17 protein-coding genes are annotated in these 19,287 nt (G+C 70.7%); 14 read left to right on the top strand and 3 right to left on the bottom strand.

Annotated elements, in window-relative coordinates; all coding sequences use genetic code 11:
• The first annotated feature begins 2 nt into the window (after positions 1–2).
• Positions 3–689: a 1-acyl-sn-glycerol-3-phosphate acyltransferase gene (locus tag QQZ13_RS12150; RefSeq protein ID WP_284529469.1), complete on the top strand. Its 687-nt coding sequence runs from the start codon at positions 3–5 to the stop codon at positions 687–689.
• Between the two features lie 56 nt (positions 690–745).
• Complete coding sequence (locus tag QQZ13_RS12155; RefSeq protein WP_284529470.1) at positions 746–2,083, top strand: class II 3-deoxy-7-phosphoheptulonate synthase; 1,338 nt, start codon at positions 746–748, stop codon at positions 2,081–2,083.
• A 63-nt stretch (positions 2,084–2,146) separates the two neighbouring features.
• On the opposite strand, the gene pknB is transcribed toward QQZ13_RS12155, so the two are convergent.
• Together pknB and QQZ13_RS12165 are read right to left on the bottom strand one after the other, a co-directional pair.
• On the bottom strand, positions 2,147–4,081 hold the full coding sequence (gene pknB, locus QQZ13_RS12160; protein ID WP_284529471.1) for a Stk1 family PASTA domain-containing Ser/Thr kinase: 1,935 nt from the start codon (positions 4,079–4,081) through the stop codon (positions 2,147–2,149).
• 67 nt (positions 4,082–4,148) lie between these two features.
• Positions 4,149–5,201, bottom strand: coding sequence for a LysM peptidoglycan-binding domain-containing protein (locus tag QQZ13_RS12165; RefSeq protein ID WP_284529472.1), 1,053 nt, complete (start codon positions 5,199–5,201; stop codon positions 4,149–4,151).
• Positions 5,202–5,339: 138 nt separating this feature from the next.
• On the opposite strand from QQZ13_RS12165, the gene QQZ13_RS12170 reads away from it, so the two are divergent.
• A complete protein-coding gene (locus QQZ13_RS12170) occupies positions 5,340–5,690 on the top strand; it encodes an Rv2175c family DNA-binding protein (protein ID WP_284529473.1) in 351 nt (116 codons plus the stop codon).
• An 18-nt stretch (positions 5,691–5,708) separates the two neighbouring features.
• Here the strand turns inward: QQZ13_RS12170 and QQZ13_RS12175 are convergent, their stop codons facing one another.
• Positions 5,709–6,800: a polyprenyl synthetase family protein gene (locus QQZ13_RS12175; RefSeq protein WP_284529474.1), complete on the bottom strand. Its 1,092-nt coding sequence runs from the start codon at positions 6,798–6,800 to the stop codon at positions 5,709–5,711.
• Between the two features lie 66 nt (positions 6,801–6,866).
• On the opposite strand from QQZ13_RS12175, the gene QQZ13_RS12180 reads away from it, so the two are divergent.
• From QQZ13_RS12180 to murC, 11 genes are all read left to right on the top strand, one after another.
• On the top strand, positions 6,867–7,256 hold the full coding sequence (locus QQZ13_RS12180; protein ID WP_284529477.1) for a DUF3040 domain-containing protein: 390 nt from the start codon (positions 6,867–6,869) through the stop codon (positions 7,254–7,256).
• Between the two features lie 181 nt (positions 7,257–7,437).
• Positions 7,438–7,869 (top strand): division/cell wall cluster transcriptional repressor MraZ, encoded by a 432-nt coding sequence (gene mraZ / locus QQZ13_RS12185; RefSeq protein WP_284529478.1) that lies wholly within the window; start codon positions 7,438–7,440, stop codon positions 7,867–7,869.
• Between the two features lie 98 nt (positions 7,870–7,967).
• Entirely contained in the window at positions 7,968–8,927 is a 960-nt protein-coding gene (rsmH, locus tag QQZ13_RS12190) for a 16S rRNA (cytosine(1402)-N(4))-methyltransferase RsmH (RefSeq protein ID WP_284529602.1), read from the top strand.
• Positions 8,924–9,523: a hypothetical protein gene (locus QQZ13_RS12195; protein WP_284529480.1), complete on the top strand. Its 600-nt coding sequence runs from the start codon at positions 8,924–8,926 to the stop codon at positions 9,521–9,523. Before rsmH ends, QQZ13_RS12195 begins: the two co-directional genes overlap by 4 nt.
• A 3-nt stretch (positions 9,524–9,526) precedes the next feature.
• Positions 9,527–11,341 carry a penicillin-binding protein 2 gene (locus QQZ13_RS12200; RefSeq protein WP_284529482.1) on the top strand — a complete coding sequence of 605 codons (1,815 nt, stop codon included), beginning with the start codon at positions 9,527–9,529 and terminating at the stop codon, positions 11,339–11,341.
• 28 nt (positions 11,342–11,369) lie between these two features.
• The gene (gene murF / locus QQZ13_RS12205; protein WP_284529483.1) at positions 11,370–12,782 is read left to right on the top strand and encodes a UDP-N-acetylmuramoyl-tripeptide--D-alanyl-D-alanine ligase; all 1,413 of its coding nucleotides are present in this window, start codon (positions 11,370–11,372) and stop codon (positions 12,780–12,782) included.
• On the top strand, positions 12,779–13,888 hold the full coding sequence (mraY, locus tag QQZ13_RS12210; protein ID WP_284529485.1) for a phospho-N-acetylmuramoyl-pentapeptide-transferase: 1,110 nt from the start codon (positions 12,779–12,781) through the stop codon (positions 13,886–13,888). The genes murF and mraY overlap by 4 nt, the downstream gene beginning before the upstream one ends.
• A complete protein-coding gene (gene murD, locus QQZ13_RS12215) occupies positions 13,885–15,447 on the top strand; it encodes a UDP-N-acetylmuramoyl-L-alanine--D-glutamate ligase (protein ID WP_284529486.1) in 1,563 nt (520 codons plus the stop codon). The genes mraY and murD overlap by 4 nt, the downstream gene beginning before the upstream one ends.
• On the top strand, positions 15,407–16,693 hold the full coding sequence (ftsW, locus tag QQZ13_RS12220) for a putative lipid II flippase FtsW (RefSeq protein WP_284529487.1): 1,287 nt from the start codon (positions 15,407–15,409) through the stop codon (positions 16,691–16,693). The genes murD and ftsW overlap by 41 nt, the downstream gene beginning before the upstream one ends.
• A gap of 10 nt (positions 16,694–16,703) precedes the next feature.
• Complete coding sequence (locus tag QQZ13_RS12225; protein ID WP_284529489.1) at positions 16,704–17,807, top strand: glycosyltransferase; 1,104 nt, start codon at positions 16,704–16,706, stop codon at positions 17,805–17,807.
• 65 nt (positions 17,808–17,872) lie between these two features.
• Positions 17,873–19,285, top strand: a complete 1,413-nt coding sequence (murC, locus tag QQZ13_RS12230; protein WP_284529491.1) for a UDP-N-acetylmuramate--L-alanine ligase — start codon at positions 17,873–17,875, stop codon at positions 19,283–19,285.
• Positions 19,286–19,287 lie beyond the last annotated feature (2 nt).

Below are 19,287 nucleotides of genomic sequence, written 5' to 3' on the forward strand. Positions count from 1 at the left end.
CGATGTTCTACTGGTTCATGAAGTACGTCGTGATCGGACCGATCGTCAAGGCGATCTTCCGGCCGTGGATCGTGGGCCGCAGCAACGTGCCGGCGTCGGGTGCCGCCATCCTCGCCAGCAACCACCTGTCGGTGAGCGACTCGATCTTCCTGCCGCTCATGATCGACCGCCCGATGTCGTTCCTTGCGAAGAGCGACTACTTCACCGGCAAAGGCCTCAAGGGGTGGGCCACCCGGATGTTCATGAAGGCGACCGGCCAGATCCCGATCGACCGCACCGGCGGCAAGGCCTCCGAGGACTCGCTGAACACCGGCCTGCAGGTCCTCGGACGGGGCGACCTGCTGGGCATCTACCCGGAGGGCACGCGCAGCCCCGACGGCAAGCTGTACCGGGGCCGCACCGGTCTGGCGCGCATGGCGCTCGAGGCCCGTGTCCCCGTCATCCCCGTGGTCATGGTCGACACGGGCGAGATCATGCCGATCGGCCGTTCCATCCCGCGGATCGGACGCGTCGGCATGGTCATCGGGGAGCCGCTGGACTTCAGCCGGTTCCAGGGCATGGAAGGCGACCGCTACATCCTGCGCTCCGTCACGGACGAGATCATGGTGGCCCTGCAGCGGCTCGGCGAGCAGCAGTACGACGACGTCTACGCATCGACGGTGAAGGACCGCGCGCCGCGCACCGCGTGACCGGGCGCCCCGTCACACCGATCCGGCCTCCTCGCGGTCGCCACTAGACTGAGCGGATGCCCGTACCGCTCGACGCCCTCGACACCTGGCGCTCGCTCCCGATCAAGCAGCAGCCCCTCTGGACCGATCTCGACGCCGTCGCGGCGGTCTCCGACGAGATCGCGACACTGCCGCCGCTCGTCTTCGCCGGAGAGGTCGACAACCTCCGCGACCGCCTGGCGCGCGCCGCCGGCGGCCGTGCGTTCCTCCTCCAGGGCGGGGACTGCGCGGAGACGTTCGCGGGGGCGACGGCGGAGCAGATCCGGAACCGCATCAAGACGGTGCTGCAGATGGCTGTCGTCCTCACCTACGGCGCCTCCATGCCCGTGGTCAAGATGGGACGCATGGCGGGGCAGTTCGCCAAGCCGCGCTCGAGCGACACCGAGACCCGCGGCGACGTGACCCTGCCGGCGTACCGGGGCGACATCGTCAACGGCTACGACTTCACGGAGGCCTCTCGCGCCGCCGACCCCGGGCGGCTGCTGAAGGGGTACCACACGGCCGCCTCGACGCTGAACCTGATCCGCGCCTTCACCCAGGGTGGCTTCGCGGATCTCCGCGAGGTCCACAGCTGGAACCAGGGCTTCGCGAAGAATCCCGCCAACGCGCGGTACGAGCGGCTGGCCGGCGAGATCGACCGCGCCATCAAGTTCATGGAGGCGGCCGGAGCGAACTTCGACGAGCTCCGCGGCGTCGAGTTCTACACGGGTCACGAGGGCCTGCTCATGGACTACGAGCGTCCCATGACGCGCATCGACTCGCGCACCGGAACGCCCTACAACACCTCGGCCCACTTCCTGTGGATCGGCGAGCGCACCCGCGACCTCGACGGCGCCCACGTGGACTACTTCTCCAAGATCCGCAACCCGATCGGCGTCAAGCTCGGCCCGACGACGTCGACCGACACGGCCCTGGCGCTGATCGACAAGCTCGATCCGAACCGCGAGCCGGGTCGTCTCACCTTCATCACGCGCATGGGGGCGGGGAAGATCCGCGACGCCCTGCCGCCGCTGCTGGAGGCCGTGAAGGATGCCGGCGCGACCCCGCTGTGGGTGACCGACCCGATGCACGGCAACGGGATCACGACGCCCACCGGGTACAAGACGCGGCGCTTCGACGATGTCGTCGACGAGGTGCGGGGCTTCTTCGAGGCGCACCGCGCGGTGGGCACCTTCCCCGGCGGCATCCACGTCGAGCTGACCGGCGACGACGTCACCGAGTGCCTGGGCGGGTCCGAGATGATCGACGAGGCCACTCTGGCGACGCGTTACGAGAGCCTCTGCGACCCGCGACTCAATCACATGCAGTCGCTGGAGCTCGCCTTCCTCGTGGCCGAGGAGCTCGAGAAGCGCTGACGGCTGCGGCGGGGATGGCGCGATCGCGGTCGCGCCGCCCCCACCCCTCTCGCCGCCTGGGCGTCAGCCGGTCACCGTGAGCTGGAGGGTCACGACCGTCCCGCTCACGCGGTACTCGCCGCCTGCGGGGTCCTGGCTCGTCACCTCGGTGAAGCCGTCCGGCCACGCGTTCCACAGACCGGAGTAGCTCGGCTCGAAGCCGGCGTCGCGCAGCATCTGGGCGGCGGTGTCTCGCGTCTGTCCTACGACGCTCGGGATCTCGAACAGCTGCGGGCCCTTGGACACCACGAGCGTGATCGTCTCGCCGGGCCGCCACGATCCGCCGTCCTTGCGCGGGAGCATCCGGATCACGCGGCCCTCGTCGACCTCGGAGCTGAACTCCTCCGTCGTCGAGGTCTTCAGGCCGACCTCCGAGAGAGTGGCCTGGGCGTCCTCGAGACGGTCCCCGGCCACGTCCGGCACCTGCCCCAGCGAGTAGCGGATCTCCGCGGTCGAGCCCTGGAGGACATCGCAGCCGTCGGCGCACGCGACGGGCTCGTCGCGGCCCTGCTCGGTGACGTAGACGCGGACGACGTGGTCCTCGGCGAACGACGTGAAGTACGGCACGGAGTCGGTCACCTCGATCTCGGCGTCCGCGAGGAGGGCTGAGACCTCGTCCACGGTCCGGTCCTGCAGCTTCGGAAGGGTGACGGTCGCCGGCCCGAGAGAGAGGATCACCTCGACCTCGGCATCCTTCTCCAGGCGGCTGCCTGTCCCCGGCTCGGTGCGTATGGTGAGGCCCTCATCGACCTCGAGCGTGTGCTCGCCGCCCCTGACGGCCACCAGGCCCAGCTCGCTGAGGGCCTCCTCGGCTTCGTCGAACGTGGAACCGGCGAGGCCGGGCACGGCGACGAGGGAGCCCGGTCCCGACCCGAACCACCATCCGGCCGTGCCCGCGCCGCCTGCGAGAAGCAGCACGAGGATCAGCAGCCACATGCCCTTCGCGCTGTTGCGGCGCGTGCGCCGACGCAGCTTCGTGGCGTTGTCGACCTCGGCGGAGACGACCGGCGCGGTGAACGTGCCGGGCAGCACCTTGGTGAGCTCGCCCGAGTCCGCGGCGCCGTCGCCGACCACCACGCCGATCTGGGTGGGGCGGACGACCTGCGGGTGCACGCCGAGATCCTTCTCGATCTCGCGCAGGCGATCGAGCATCGCGCGCGCGTCGACGGGGCGTTCGTCGGGCTGTCGCTCGGTCGCCCACAGCACCAGCTCGTCGAGGGGCTCCGGCACGCCCGGGTTCTTCGCGCTCGGGCGGGGCACCGAGTCGGTCGCATGCTGGTAGGCGATCTGCATGGGCTGCTCGCCCTTGTAGGGCTGCTCGCCGGTCAGCATCTCGTAGAGCATGATGCCGAGCGCGTAGATGTCGCTGCGGGCGTCCGCGGTGCCGCGGGTGACGAGCTCCGGGGCGAGGTAGGCGATGGTTCCGAGGAGCATCTGGCCCGTCGCGGTGTTCGCACTCGTCGCACGGGCGAGCCCGAAGTCGCCGATCTTGATGCGCCCGTCCTCGGCCAGGAGGACGTTCTCCGGCTTCACGTCGCGGTGCACGATGCCTGCGCGGTGGGCGGCGGCGAGGCCCGACAGGACGGCGTCCATGATCGTGATCGTCTGCGGGATGCTGAGGCGCCGCTGCTCGCGCAGGAGCTCGCGCAGGGTGATGCCGGGGAGGTACTCCATGACCAGGTAGGCCATGTCGCCGTCCTGACCCTGGTCGAAGACGTTGACCACGTGCGGGTCGGCGAGCCGTGCGGCAGCCCGCGCCTCCTGGATGAAGCGGCTCTGGAACACGGTGTCGTCGGACAGATGGCCGTGCATCACCTTGAGGGCGACGCGTCGCTCCAGACGCAGGTCGGTGGCGACGTAGACGGTGGCCATGCCCCCGCGCGCGATGCGGGCGCGTACGCGGTATCGGCCGTCGACGAGACGGCCGATCAGCGGATCCGCCTGCTGACTCGTGCTCACGCGATGAGTCTACGGAGCCAGCACCGCGACCCCGGGCAGCGGCTCACCCCCGGCGACCAGACCGTTATCAGCCGTACGCCTCGAGCCACTCGTACGCCTGGTCCTCCCACGTCGCGTAGCGATGCGGGTAGGCGGACACCTGCACCGCCTGCGCGGCGGCGCCGAACTCCATGTCGCGCCACCCGTCGATGTCGAGGAGCCCGCGTGTGGCGGTCCCGTTGGGGTCGCCGGGGCCGCCGAAGAAGGCGGCCGTCGCCCGCCGCGGATCGCGCACCTCGTCGGCTGAGCCCCATCCCATGCTGGGCCGCTGCTGGAACAGCCCGAGCGAATCGTGGGTGCCGTAGTCGACGTTGCGGATCCAGGACTCGACCATGGCCGTCGCGAGCGCGATGGCGATGCCCTTCTCGGGGACGCCGAGCTCCCGCCCGACCGCGATGATCGTCTTCACGCCCCGGACCTGCTCGTCGTCGAGGACGACCCGCTTGGCCGCGGACCCGGACGAGGATGCCGACTTCCGCGCGGCCGACGCCGCGGCCGGTGCGGCCGCCCGCCCGGGGATCTCGAGCTTCTGACCGGGGTAGATGATCGACGAGGTCGTGAGATCGTTCGCGCGCAGGAGCCGCGCCAGGCTGACCCCCTCGCTGCGGGCGATCGCCCAGAGGGTGTCGCCCTTCGTCACGGTGTGCGTGCCTGCGCCGCGCGCGTCTGAGGCTCCATGGGACGTGTCCCGTGACACCGCCTTCGCGCGGTGCATCGTCGTCGCGCTCTCCGACGGCGAGAGCCTGAGGACGTCGCCGGGGTGGATGATCGACTTCCAGCCGAGGCCGTTCCACGCCAGGACGTCGGCGGTGCGCAGGCCGTGCCGCGCAGCGATCGCGCTGACGGTGTCGCCGCGGACGACGGTGTGGCTCTTCGGGCGTGCGGACGCCTGTGCGAGGGCGGTCGCCGCTGAGGCGAGCGCCTCCACCGTGCCGGCGGCCGCAGGGAGTCCGCGCAGCTGAGCCCGCTCGGCGGGCGCGCTGGGCCCGGCGTGCGCGGGGCTGCCCGTCAGGGACAGGGCGATCGTCCCGATGACGGCGACCGGTGCCGTCGTCGTCGTGAATGGTGTCGTGCGTCTCAAGAGCTTCCCCCTCGTTTCGACCTCGCCACGCTGTCACGGATGTATACAGGTGTCAACCAGAGTGACCAAAGTGAAAGATGTGACTTCCTCAGACCGATCGCGGCGTCGACGAGGCGATCCGGGTGCGATAGTGGAGGGGTGACCGGTGAATCCACCCCCTCCTATCCCACGGAATGGCTGTCGCTCCCTGAGCTCGTCGAGCTGACCGGCGAGCCGCTCGGGCGCATCCGCCGCTTCCTCGATGAGAAGCAGCTCGTGGGCTCGCGCCGGGACGGCGCGCTGCGGGTGCCGTCCGTCTTCCTCGTCGATGCGGCGCCGCTCGGCAACCTCCGCGGGACCATCATCGTTCTGCAGGACGCCGGCTTCTCGGACGACGAGGTCATCGACTGGCTCCTGGCGCACCACGAGTCGATCGGGATGCCTCCCATCGAGGCGCTGCGCGCCGGGCGCAAGAGCGAAGTCCGCCGCGTCGCGCAGGCAGAGGCCTGAGCAGATCCGTCGCAGCCGTCAGGCTGCGCGGGCGACGGCGGCGCGCGCCAGATCCCGCAGGGCGCCGACGGCGGCGTTGTCCAGTGCTGCGCCGCTGAGTGCCCGGTCGGCCTCGCCGGCGTAGCGGGCGATCAGCTGCTCCACGCGCTCGAGGGCGCCGGAGTCGACGATGGTGCGCTGCAGCGACGCGATCTGCTGATCGTCCAGAGCCGGGTCTCCGAGCAGCTCGTCGATGGTGCGGCGGGCGCCCGCGGTGACGGTCTCTCGCGCGTAGGCGATGAGGAGGGTCCGCTTGCCCTCGCGCAGGTCGTCGCCCGACGGCTTCCCGGTCACCGCGCTGTCGCCGAAGACGCCCAGGACGTCGTCGCGCAGTTGGAACGCGAGCCCCAGCGGCAGCCCGAATCGCGCGAGCGCGTCGCGCTGGGCCTCCGAGGCGCCGGCCAGTGCCGCTCCGATGATCAACGGCTGCTGCACGCTGTAGCGCGCGGACTTGAACGTTGCCACCCGCAGCGCGCGCCCCGCGTGCTCAGCGTCGGGGACGGTCGCCGCCGCAGCCTCCTCGGCGATGTCGAGGTACTGGCCGACCGTCACGTCCCGCCGCATCCGCGCGTACTCGGCGCGCGCGGAGGCGGCATGAGGGGCTGCACGCAGGCCCTCCTCGAACAGATCGTCGCTCCACGCCACCAGAAGGTCGCCCAGCAGGATGGCGGCGGAACGGCCGAACACCGCCGAGGGGCCGTTCCAGCGCGCGGCGCCGTGCGCGGCCTCGAGGGCGCGGTGCGCCGCCGGCCGGCCGCGCCGTGTGTCCGAGTTGTCGATGAGGTCGTCGTGGACGAGGGCCGCCGCGTGGAAGATCTCCAGCGCGCCCGCCGCGGCCACGACGTCGTCGCCGGGGAGGGCAGGACGGCCGCTCCCGGCATCGGCGACCGCCTGCCATCCCGTCAGGCAGAAGCGGGCGCGCAGACGCTTGCCGCCGTCGATCGTGTCGGCCGCCGAGCGGGCGAAGGACACGGCATCGGGGCCGAGCTCGTCGGCCTCGGCGAGGCGGTCCTCGGCGAACCTCTCCATCCGCTGGGAAACTGCCACGATCGCATCTGCGGAGAGTGTCACAGGCCTAGCCTAGTTCTGACGCTCCCGCGTACAATCGGAGCACTCGAGACCTCAAGAGGGGGATGCATGCCACTGTCAGAGCAGGAGCAGCGTCTGCTGGACGAGATGGAGCGCCATCTCATGCGCAACGACGCGGATGTCGTGAGCGCGCCCCGCGAGGGGCAGTCCCTCAGCTACCGCAACATCGTCTACGGGAGCGTGCTCGTCCTCCTCGGCCTCGCCGGTCTAGTGATCGGCGTGTCGACCTCGCTGGTCATCGTCGGGGTCATCGCGTTCCTCCTCATGGTCGGCGGCGTCGTGCTCGCGGTCACGCCGACGCGGGGCGGCATCGCACGGCCGCGCACCGAGGGCTCGCGCAAGACGGCCCCGGCCGGAGGCGCGTCGCGACCGGCCGGCTCCGGTTCCTTCATGGATCGCATGAACGACCGCTGGGACCGCCGGCAGGACCGCGACTGACCGCCTGACGCGCCGCGCACGCGGCTCACCCACTCAAAGCACCGACCTTCGGGTCGGTGCTTTTTTTGCGTTGTGGGGGAGTCCGCGCTCATCAGGGGCGAGTTTGCCTAGTTAAGTGGAGGAAAGTGGAGTAAAGTGGCGACAACTTCAGGCGGCCGGGCAGAGAAGGGGGTGAGGCTCGATGTTGTTGGGTACCTACACCCCGAAGCTCGACGACAAGGGCCGCGTCATCCTCCCGGCCAAGTTCCGCACCGATCTGGGCGACGGCGTCGTCGTCACGCGGGGTCAGGAGCGCTGCCTCTACGTCTTCAGCACCAAGGAGTTCGAGCGCATCTACGAGCGCATCCGCGAAGCTCCGCTGACCAACAAGCAGGCGCGCGACTTCCAGCGCATGTTCCTGTCGGGAGCGAGCGACGAGAAGCCGGACAGCCAGAGTCGCATCACCGTGCCGCCGCACCTGCGCGCCTACGCGAACCTCGGTCGCGAGCTCGTCGTGACCGGTGTCGGAGCCCACGCCGAGATCTGGGACGCGGAGGCCTGGAACGAGTACTCCCAGAACAACGAAGACACCTACTCGGACATGGAGCAGGAGGTGATCCCCGGCCTCTTCTGAGCCGTGATCCTGACTCCCAGCCGCACGCCCTGACACACTTCCCCGGTGCCAGGTCGGGGCGGATGGGGATCAGGATCCCGGGTCGCCTGCCGCACATCATGAACCTCCGCGACATCCACACCCCGGTGCTCCTCGACCGCTGCGTCGAGCTGCTCGCCCCCGCCCTCCAGCGCGAGGGCGCGGTGCTCGTCGACGCCACCGAGGGCATGGGCGGCCACTCCGAGGCGCTGCTGGAGCGCTTCCCGCAGGTGCACCTCATCGGCCTCGACCGCGACACCGACGCCCTGCGGATCGCCGGTCAGCGGCTGGCGCGGTTCGGAGAGCGCGTCACCCTCGTGCACACCGTCTACGACGGCATCGCCGACGCGGTCGCCTCGACGGGGCGCAGCGCGGTCGACGGCATCCTGTTCGACCTCGGCGTCTCGTCGCTGCAGCTCGACGAGGCCGACCGCGGGTTCGCCTATTCGCAGGACGCTCCTCTCGACATGCGCATGGACCAGACCGCCGGGACGACCGCCGCCGACATCCTCGCGACGTACGGTGAGGGCGATCTGCGGCGCATCTTCGAGCGCTACGGCGAGGAGAAGCTCGCCGGCCGCTACGCGCGGGCGATCCTCGCCGCCCGCAGCCGGGAGCCGATCACGCGGTCGGCGCAGCTCGTCGACATCCTGGTCTCCGCAACGCCGGCGGCGGTCCAGCGGGAACGGTCCGGTCACCCGGCCAAGCGCGTGTTCCAGGCGCTGCGCATCGAGGTCAACCGCGAGCTCGCCGTCCTCGAGACGGCGATCCCGGCGGCGATGGATCTCCTGCGGGTCGGGGGGCGCATCGTCGTCATGTCGTACCAGTCGCTGGAGGACCGCCTCGTCAAGCGCGCGTTCGCCGACGCGACGACGTCGACGGCGCCCGCGGGTCTGCCCTTCGAGCCGCCCGAGCACGCCCCGCGGTTCTCGCTGCTCGTGCGTGGTGCGGAGATGGCCTCCGAGGAGGAGCGCGCCCGCAATCCTCGTGCCACTCCGGTGCGTCTGCGCGCCGCCGAACGGGTGAGGGAGGCCTCATGAGCGTCAACGCCTGGGACAGCGAACCGCTCCTCGCGGCATTTCCGTTGGCAGATCCGTCGCGGCGGGAGGATGCCGACCGCCGGCTCCACGCCGTCACGGCACCGGCGGCCGCGCGCCGGCCGAGGCTGCTCTACGGCGTGATCGCCGTCGCCGGCGCGGTGGCGATCGCCGGGGCCCAGATGGGACTGTCGATCCTCATGACGCAGGGCTCGTACGAGCTCAAGGAGCTCACAACGCAGCAGCGCACCGTCGACTGGCAGAAGCAGATCCTCGAGGACGACGTCGCCGGGCTCAGCTCGCCCCAGTACCTGGCCGCCAACGCGGCCGCGCTCGGGATGGTCACCGGCCAGGCGCCCAGCTACCTGCGCCTGAGCGACGGCGGGATCATCGGCGCCGGCAAGGCGGCGTCGGGGACCTCCAGCATCGAAGCGCTGAAGAAGGCCGCCGTCCCCAACGCGCTGGCCGGCGGCGTGCCGCTGGCGACCGATCCGGACTCCAGCCTCGGCTCCGGTGCGACCTCGGATCCCGAGCTCGTCATCGACCCCGCCGTCCCTCCCGCCGTCGCCGACGGCCTCCCGACCCCGAACACCCACTGAGCCATGACCACACGAGCAACTCGCAGTCCGCGCCGCCGCACCGTCATCGCGCTGCTGGTCGTGCTGTCGGTGATCGCGGCCTTCGTCGTGCGCCTCGTCGACATCCAGGTGGTCAACGCCAGCGATCACATCGAGCAGTCGCAGAAGCTCGCCAGCGGCACCAAGATCACCCTTCGCGGCACCCGCGGCGACATCGTCGACACCGACGGCAGCGTGCTGGCGACCAGCACCCTCGTCTACGACGTGTCGATCGACCCGCAGCTGGCCGCACAAGGCATCAAGAAGCGCGACGCCGACGGGACCGTCGTGAAGGGGGCCGACGGCAAGCCCGAGATGATCGCGTGGCCGGAGCTGGCGGCGCGGATCGCGGCGGTCACGGGACAGAAGACGGAGGACGTCACGGCGATCGTCGTCGACAAGCTCGCCACCGATCCGCACTCCCAGTGGGCGCAGGTCAAGCGCTACGTGTCGACCGAGACCTATCGCGAGCTGGCCGCCCTCGATCTGCCGTTCCTCACCTTCACGGCGGTGCCCTCGCGCACCTACCCCGACGGTGCGGTCGCGGGCAACGTGATCGGCTTCCTGAACTCGGACGGGGACGCCCTCGAGGGCGTCGAGAAGCTCCAGAACTCCTGTCTGGCGGCGCAGAACGGCACGCTGACCTATCAGCGCGGCCGCGACGGCGTGAAGATCCCGGGCACCGAGGTGGAGAAGGCGGCCGTCGACGGCGGCACGCTGCAGCTCACCCTCGACAGCGACCTGCAGTGGTACATGCAGCAGCTCATCTCCGAGGAGTCCGCGCGGTACAAGGCCGAGTGGGGCGGCATCATCGTCATGGAGGTGGCCACGGGGAAGATCCGCGCGTTCGCCGAGACCTCCTCCGTCGACCCCAACGATCCGGCCGCCTCGAAGGCCGAGGACCGGGGCTCCCGCCTCGCGCGGTTCTCCTACGAGCCCGGCTCGACGTACAAGCCGGTGACGGCGGCGACCGTCATCGAGAAGGCCGGCCTCACCCACCTGTCGTCGGTGGTCGTCCCGTCCAAGATGACGTTCGACAACGGGGCGGTCATCAACGACTCCGAGTCGCACGCCACCGAGACGATGACGCTCACCGGCGGCCTCGTACGATCCTCGAACGTCGCGATGTCGCAGTTCGGCGCCCTCGTCGACCCGCAGACGCGCTACGAATACCTGACCAAGTTCGGGGTGGGGGAGAAGACGGCGCTGAACTGGTCGGCAGAGCCCGACACCGGCTTCCGCCTCCTCCCGGAGGACTGGGACAACCAGACCTACTACACGACGACCTTCGGGCAGGCCTTCACCGTCACCGCCACCCAGGTGGCCAGTGTGTACCAGACGATCGCCAACGGCGGCGTGCGGATGCCGGCGCAGCTGGTCGAGTCCTGCACCCACGCCGACGGGACCGTGGTCACCCCCGACCTACCCGAACCGGTTCGGGTCATCGAGGAGTCGACGGCCGACGAGGTCGGGCTCATGCTCGAGAACGTCTTCGCACAGGGCACGCTCGCCGACGACATCAAGATCGACGGATACCGGATGGCGGGCAAGACGGGCACCGCGCAGATCTACAACGGCAAGGGCGGGTACAAGAAGAACCTGTATTTCACCTCGCTCGTGGGTTACGCGCCCGCCGAGGATCCGCAGTACGTTGTATTGACGGTCTTCGACGAGCCCAAGAAGGAGCGGATGTCGTCGGCCAACCGCTCGGTCTTCAAGAAGGCGATGACCCAGGTGCTCAAGCACTACCGCATCATGCCCTCCGAGTCGGACACCCCCCTGCTCCCGTTGACCGACTGACGCGAGCACGCACGAGGAGATCCACCCCATGATCCGGATGACGCTCGCCGAGGTGGCCCAGGCGGTCTCGGGAACCCTTCAGCTCCACGGCTCCGACACGCCCGACACGGTCGTCTCCGGGGTCGTCGACACCGATTCGCGCGCGATGACGGCGGGCGGCGTGTTCGTGGCCAAGCCCGGCGAGGTCACCGACGGGCACCGCTTCGTCGGAGCGGCCGTGGCGGCGGGCGCCACCGCCGCGATCGTCGAGCATCCGGTCGACGACGCGGTGTCGCAGATCGTCGTGCCGGACGCCGTCCGTGCGCTGGCCGACCTCGCGCGCGACGTCGTCGCGCGCGTGCGGGCCGGCGGCGCGCTCGAGATCGTCGGGATCACCGGCTCCAACGGCAAGACGACGACCAAGAATCTCCTCGCCCGGATCCTGCAGGACGAAGGCGAGACCGTGGCACCCCGCGACTCGTTCAACAACGAGGTCGGCGCTCCGGTGACCATGCTGCGCGTCACCGAGGACACCCGCTACCTCGTGAGCGAGTTCGGCGCCTCGCGCATCGGCCGCATCGCCGAGCTCGCGGGCCTCGTGCACCCCGATGTGGGCGCCGTGCTCATGGTCGGGCTCGCGCACGCCGGCGGCTTCGGCGGCGTCGAGGAGACGCAGCGGGCGAAGACCGAGCTCGTCGAAGCCGTCCGCCCGGGCGGAGTGGCCGTGCTCAACGCGGACGATCCGCGGGTGGCGGCCATGGCCGCCGTCGCCGAGGCTCGCGGCGTCTCGGTGCGCTGGTTCGGACGCTCGAGCGCCGCGCAGGTGCGCGCCGAGGACGTCGAGGTCACCGCGTCCGGCACCACGTGCACGATCGTGGTCGGCGAGGAGCGGCTGCCGCTGCGCCTGCGCGTGCTGGGGGAGCACCACGTCATGAACGCCCTGGCCGCGCTCACCGTCGCCGAGACGCTCGGCGTTCCCGTCGCGACCTCGATCGCCCGGCTGGAGACGGTCGACATCGCCGAGAGGTGGCGCATGCAGCCCCTCGGGTCGGACCGGGTCCGCATCATCAACGACGCGTACAACGCGAGCCCCGATTCGATGGCGGCCGCCCTGCGCACGATCGCGCAGATCGCCGAGCCCGGCCAGCGCAAGGTGGCGGTGCTCGGCGCCATGAGCGAGCTCGGAGAGTACGCGGGCGAGGAGCACGACCGCGTCGGCCTGCTCGCGGTGCGTCTGCGCTTCGAGCGGATCGTGGTCGTCGGCTCCGCCGCGCGACGCCTGTACCTCGCCGCGATCGGCGAGGGATCGTGGGACGGCGAGGCGGTGTTCTTCGAGACGCAGGACGAGGCGTACGACTACCTCGTCGGCGAACTGCGCGACGGCGACCGCGTGCTCGTGAAGTCGTCGAACTCGGCGGGACTCCGTCATCTCGGCGATCGTCTGGGAGAATCGTTCTCGTGAGATCCCTGCTGGCGGCTGCGACGATCTCGCTCGCATTCACGCTCTTCCTGACACCGCTGTTCATCCGGCTCTTCGAGAAGCTGGGCTGGGGTCAGGTGATCCGCACGCCCGAGGACCAGCACAACCCGAATCACCACACCAAGCGCGGCACGCCGACGATGGGCGGCATCGTCTTCATCGTCGGCTCGCTCGTCGGCTACTTCGTCGGGAGCTATGCGGGCGGCACCCCTCCGACGACCTCCGGCCTCCTCGTCATCTGGATGATGGTGGGGCTCGGCGCCGTCGGCTTCATCGACGACTACATGAAGGTGCGTCAGCAGCGCAGCCTCGGGCTCTCGGGGTGGCGCAAGGTGGTCGGCCAGATCATCGTCGCGGTGCCCTTCGCCGTGCTGGCCCTGAACTTCCCCAACGCATACGGGGAGACGCCGGGTTCGCCGTACGTGTCGTTCTTCCGCGACATCCCGGCGCTGTCGTTCATGGCGCTGGGCGCCGTCATCGGCTGGATCCTCTACCTGGCGTGGATCACCTTCATGTCGGTCGCGTGGTCCAACGCGACGAACCTGACGGACGGGCTGGACGGCCTGGCGACCGGCGCAGGGATCTTCACCGTGTCGGCGTACAGCCTGGTGACGTTCTGGCAGTTCCAGCAGCGCTGCCACACCGCCGCGCTCGTCGACGCCTACGCGAACGCGTGCTACCCGACGCGCGACCCGATGGGGCTGACGATCATCGCCGCGTCCTTCGTCGGCGCGCTGGTCGGATTCCTGTGGTGGAACGCGCCGAAGGCGAAGGTCTTCATGGGCGACGTCGGCTCCATGTCCATCGGCGGCGTCGTCGTCGCCATGGCGGTGCTGTCGCGCACCGAGATCCTCGCCGTCATCATCGCGGGCGTCTTCATCATCGGGCCCGGGTCGGTGATCCTGCAGCGGTACTACTTCAAGGCGACCGGCGGCAAGCGGCTGTTCCTCATGAGCCCGTTCCACCACCACCTCGAGATGAGGGGGTGGCCCGAGATCACCATCGTCGTGCGCATGTGGATCATCGCGGGGATGCTCGCCGTCACGGGCGTCGGACTGTTCTACGTCGCGTGGCTGGCCGCGCTATGACGACCGGCCCGCACAGCGGCGGCTCCGCCCGCCTCGACGCGCTCACCAGCTGGCACGCCGACTGGAAGGGCCTGCGCGTGGCCGTGCTGGGGCTGTCCGTGACAGGCTTCTCGGTCGCCGACACGCTGGCCGAGCTCGGCGCGGACGTGCTGGTGCTGACCGAGTCCGCCGACGAGGAGTACGCCCGGCTGCTGCCCGTCATCGGCGCGCGGCTGTGGACGGGCGCGCTCACCTCCGTGCCCGGGGAGCTCGTCGCCTTCGATCCGGAGGTGGTCATCGCCTCCCCGGGATTCCCGCCGCATCACCCCGTCGTCGCCTGGGCCTTGGAGGGCCCTGCGGCTCTGTGGGGCGACGTGGAGCTGGCGTGGCGCGTCCGCGACAAGGTCCTCCGCGCCGACGGCAGCGCCGCCCACTGGGTGCTCATCACGGGTACGAACGGCAAGACCACGACGACCCAGCTGACGGCCTCGATGCTGCAGGCGGGCGGCCTGCGGGCCGCGCCCTGCGGCAACATCGGCGTGCCCGTCCTGGACGCCGTCCGCGATCCCGGCGGGTTCGACGTCCTCGTCGTGGAGCTGTCGAGTCACCAGCTCTGGTATCTCGCCCAGCAGGTCGGACCGGACCCGCTCTCGCCGCACGCGAGCGTGTGCCTGAACCTCGCCGACGATCACCTCGAGTGGCACGGCTCCTTCGCGGCCTACCGGGACGCGAAGGCGCAGGTGTACGAGAACACGAGGATCGCCTGCGTCTACAACAAGGCGGACATCGCCACCCGCGAGATGGTGGAGCAGGCGGAGGTCGTCGAGGGGTGCCGCGCGGTGGGCTTCGATCTCGGCGTGCCCGGGCCGAGCGACCTCGGCATCGTCGAGGGGATCCTGGTGGACCGGGCCTTCCACGACGACCGGCACCACAGCGCGCTCGAGCTGACGACGCTCGCCGACCTCGCCGCACGCGGTCTGGCGGCGCCCCATGTCGTGGCGAACATCCTCGCCGCCGCGGCGCTCGCTCGATCGCTCGGCGTGGCGCCGGAGGACATCCACGACGCCCTTCAGGGCTTCCGGCTCGATCCCCACCGGATCGAGGTCGTCGCGGTCGCGGAGGGCGTCACCTGGGTCGACGACTCCAAGGCGACCAACCCCCACGCCGCCGCCTCGTCGCTCGCGGCCTACCCGGGCGCCGTGTGGGTGGTCGGGGGTCTTCTCAAGGGCGTGGACATCGGCGAACTGGTCGCCGCGCGCGGCGCGGCGGCGAAGGCGGCGGTGGTCATCGGCGTCGAGCGGTCCGAGATCGTCGCGGCGTTCGCACGACACGCGCCGACGGTTCCGATCTTCGAGGTCGACCACGCTCAGACTGAAGACGTCATGGCAACGGCCGTCGAACTGGCGGCGAACGTCGCCGGTGACGGAGACACCGTCCTGTTGGCTCCGGCAGCGGCATCCTTCGATCAGTTCGCGTCCTACGCCGATCGCGGCCGTCGCTTCGCCGCCGCGGTGCGGGACAGGATCGAGAGGGGGAACGGTGACAGCGAGCACCGATCGACCCCGCTCGGCGACGACTGAGAACGCTCCGACCCACGGCGGCGGCTTCTCCGCCCGCGTTTCGCTCGGCCGCGTGTTCGCGCCCGTGCCGAGCGAGTTCCTCCTCATCGCATCGACCGCCCTCATCCTGACGCTCTTCGGGCTGGTGATGGTGCTCTCAGCCACCATGGCGGCCTCCGTGGCGCGCGGTGACAGTCCGTTCGAGGTCGTGCTCAAGCAGTCGCTGTTCGCGGTCCTCGGCGTGCCGCTGATGTTCGTCCTCAGCCGCTTCTCCGTCACGTTCTGGAAGCGCATGGCGTGGCCGGCGCTCATCGCCGCGATCGCCCTCCAGATGCTCGTCTTCGTTCCCGGCATCGGCGTCTACAACGACGGCAACACGAACTGGATCTCGATCGCGGGGACCCAGATGCAGCCGTCCGAGTTCCTCAAGCTCACCCTGGCCCTCTGGCTCGGCTACGTGCTGTACCGCAAGCAGACGCTGCTCGGACTGTGGCGGCACGTCTTCATCCCCGTCGTGCCGGTCGGGGCGCTGGTGATCGGGCTCGTGGCCGTCGGCAGTGGCGACCTCGGCACGGGACTCGTGCTCATGGCGATCCTCCTGGGGTGCCTGTTCTTCTCCGGCGTCAAGCTCCGGATCTTCGTGCTGCCGCTGTTGGGGGTGCTCGCCGCGGCACTGGTGTTCGCGGTCACGAGTCCCGACCGCATGCGCCGCATCATGAGCTTCCTCAACGTCGACTCCTCCGACTGCTACCTCGCCGCCACCGGCGACTGCTACCAGGCGCTCCACGGGGTCTGGGGTCTCGCCGGCGGCGGGATCTTCGGCCTCGGCCTCGGCAACTCCCGCGAGAAGTACGACTGGCTGCCCGCCGCCGAGCACGACTACATCTTCGCCATCGTCGGCGAGGAACTGGGCCTCATCGGATGCATCGTCGTCCTCGGGCTCTTCACCCTGTTCGCGGTCGGCGCGTTCCACGTGATCCGCAAGACGCACGACCCGTTCATCCGGATCGCCGCCGGCGGGATCACCGTCTGGATCGTCGGTCAGGCGCTCGTGAACATCGGCGTGGTTCTCCGGGTGTTCCCCGTGCTGGGCGTGCCGCTGCCGTTCATGTCGCAGGGCGGCACCTCGCTGCTGTCCGTGCTCATGGCGTGCGGCGTGCTGCTGTCGTTCGCGCGGACGCTGCCGGCGTCCGACGCGCTGCGCGGCCCCGTCGTCGCCACCCGGCCCGACCGCGCCCGCGTCCGGTCGACCCCGGTCGGCCGGTAATCTCGATCCGGTGACGATCGACCCGGTACCCCAGCGCGCGACGACCACCTATCTCCTCGCCGGCGGCGGCACGGCCGGTCACGTCAACCCGCTGCTGGCCGTCGCCGACGGGCTGCGCGCCCGCGACCCCGAGGCGCAGATCCTGGTGCTGGGCACCCGCGAGGGGTTGGAGACGCGGCTGGTCCCCGAGCGCGGCTACGAGCTCCTCTTCGTCGACAAGGTGCCCTTCCCGCGACGCCCGAACGCTGCGGCGGCGCGGTTCCCGGCGCGATTCGCGCGCGCGGTCGCCCAGGTGCGCGCCCATCTGCGCGACCGGCAGGTCGACGTCGTCGTCGGATTCGGCGGCTACGCGTCGGCACCGGCCTATGTCGCTGCCTCGCGCCAGCGCGTCCCGTACGTGGTGCACGAGGCCAACGCGAAGCCGGGCCTCGCCAACATCCTGGGAGCGCGGGGCGCGCGGGGCGCGGGAATCGTGTTCGAGGGAACGCCCCTGCGCGGCGCGCGCGTGGTGGGCATGCCCCTGCGGCGCGAGATCGTGACCCTCGACGCTGCATCGCGCCGCCCCGGGGCGGCCGCCTCCTTCGGTCTCGACCCCGATCGCCCGGTGCTGCTCGTCTTCGGCGGCTCCCTCGGGGCGCGCCGGCTCAACGAGGCCCTCGCCGGCGGCTGGGAGGCCGTGACCGACGCGGGGTGGCAGATCCTCCACGCTGCGGGGGAGCGCAACGAGCTGGTCGACCCGCAGCACCCCGACTACCGGATCGTGCCCTACCTGGATCGCATGGACGACGCGTTCGCCGTGGCGGACGCGATCGTGTCGCGCGCGGGTGCGGCGACGGTGAGCGAGATCAGCGCGCTCGGCATCCCCGCCGTCTACGTGCCCTACGCGGTCGGCAACGGCGAGCAGGCGCTGAACGCGGCGTCCGCGGTGCGCGCCGGCGCGGCGCGACTCATCCCCGACGCAGAGTTCACCGCGGACCGGCTGCGCACGGAGGTCGTGCCTCTGCTGCAGGACGGCTCGGCTCTTGCACAGATGAGAGAGCGGGCGTCCGGTGTCGGCACGCGTCGCGGCACCGAGAACGTCATCGAGATGATCGACGCGGCCATCGGCCGCTGACCGGGCCCGTCCGCCAGCGTGCCGCGGCGCGTGGTCGGAGCACGGCGACCTAGACTTGACGGGCCATGATTCGACCCGATCTCAGCCTGCCCATCCCCGCGGACATCACCGCGGCGCACTTCATCGGCATCGGCGGATCGGGCATGTCCGGCCTCGCCGGCATGTTCCTCGATCGAGGCATGCGGGTCTCGGGCTCCGACCGGGCCGACAGCGGGGCGCTGCGCGCGCTGGCCGCCCGCGGCGCGGACGTGCACGTCGGACACGATGCCGCACACCTGCCCGACGACGTGGACGCGGTGATCCACACGGGTGCGATCTGGCCCGAGAACCCCGAGTACGTGCGAGCGAAGGAGCGCGGGCTCGCCGTCATCCACCGCTCGCAGGCGCTGTACTGGCTCATCGGCGGACGCCGCCTGGTCTCTGTGGCCGGCGCGCACGGGAAGACCACCTCCACCGGCATGGTGGTCACGGCGCTCCGCCAGCTCGGCACCGCGCCGACATTCGTCAACGGAGGAGTCATCGCCGACCTGGGGACCTCCAGCGGCACCGGCTCGGACGAGCTGTTCGTCATCGAGGCCGACGAGTCGGACGGCACGTTCCTGCTGTACGACACGTCGGTCGCGCTCATCACGAACGTCGACCCCGACCACCTCGACCACTGGCAGACGCGCGACGCGTTCTACGACGGCTTCGTGAGGTTCGCCGACGAAGCCCGCGAGGCGGTGGTGATCTCCTCCGACGACGAGGGAGCGCGCCGCGTCGCGGCCGCCCTGTCGCATCCGAACGTGCTGAGCTTCGGCGAGTCCGAGGAGGCCGATGTCCGCGTCGTCGGCATCACCACGGACGGTCCGGTCGCCTTCACCCTCGTCCACGGCGCCGAGAGCGTCACCGCGCAGCTCGCCATCCCGGGCGTGCACAACGCGATCAATGCCGCCGGAGCGGTCGCCGTCCTGCTGACCCTCGGGTACGCGCTCGAGCCCGCGGTCCGCGCCGTCGAGACCTTCGGCGGCACGGCGCGACGGTTCGAGCTGCACGGCGGCGAGCGGGGCGTGAGCGTCTACGACGACTACGCGCACCATCCCACCGAGGTCGCCGCCGCCCTGGACGCCGCCCGCACCGTCGTCGGCGGCGGCCGGCTCATCGCCCTCCACCAGCCGCACACCTACTCGCGGACGCGCGAGATGTTCCGGGAGTTCGCCGAGGTGCTCGAGACGCGCGCGGACCACACCGTCGTCCTCGACGTGTACGGCGCGCGGGAGGACCCGGTGCCCGGTGTCACCGGCGCCCTGGTGTCGGGAGCCTTCGAGGACCCGAGCCGCGTGCACTTCGTCGCCGACTGGCAGGAGGCCGCCGACTACACGGCGTCCGTCGCACGCGACGGCGACTTCATCATCACGCTGGGGTGCGGCAACGTGAACCTCATCATCCCGCAGGTCCTGGACGCGCTGAAGGCGCCGCCGGCGGCGGAGCGGGGCTGACG

Source organism: Microbacterium sp. T2.11-28 (assembly GCF_950097975.1).
GTDB lineage: Bacteria > Actinomycetota > Actinomycetes > Actinomycetales > Microbacteriaceae > Microbacterium.

Bases quoted from the DNA above. Each gene is read 5' to 3' on its own strand.
- murC (WP_284529491.1), top strand. From the start codon at position 17,873: ATGATTCGACCCGATCTCAGCCTGCCCATCCCCGCGGACATCACCGCG.
- murF (WP_284529483.1), top strand. From the start codon at position 11,370: ATGATCCGGATGACGCTCGCCGAGGTGGCCCAGGCGGTCTCGGGAACC.
- QQZ13_RS12155 (WP_284529470.1), top strand. From the start codon at position 746: ATGCCCGTACCGCTCGACGCCCTCGACACCTGGCGCTCGCTCCCGATC.
- mraZ (WP_284529478.1), top strand. From the start codon at position 7,438: ATGTTGTTGGGTACCTACACCCCGAAGCTCGACGACAAGGGCCGCGTC.
- murD (WP_284529486.1), top strand. From the start codon at position 13,885: ATGACGACCGGCCCGCACAGCGGCGGCTCCGCCCGCCTCGACGCGCTC.
- QQZ13_RS12180 (WP_284529477.1), top strand. From the start codon at position 6,867: ATGCCACTGTCAGAGCAGGAGCAGCGTCTGCTGGACGAGATGGAGCGC.
- QQZ13_RS12200 (WP_284529482.1), top strand. From the start codon at position 9,527: ATGACCACACGAGCAACTCGCAGTCCGCGCCGCCGCACCGTCATCGCG.
- rsmH (WP_284529602.1), top strand. From the start codon at position 7,968: ATGAACCTCCGCGACATCCACACCCCGGTGCTCCTCGACCGCTGCGTC.
- QQZ13_RS12150 (WP_284529469.1), top strand. From the start codon at position 3: ATGTTCTACTGGTTCATGAAGTACGTCGTGATCGGACCGATCGTCAAG.
- QQZ13_RS12195 (WP_284529480.1), top strand. From the start codon at position 8,924: ATGAGCGTCAACGCCTGGGACAGCGAACCGCTCCTCGCGGCATTTCCG.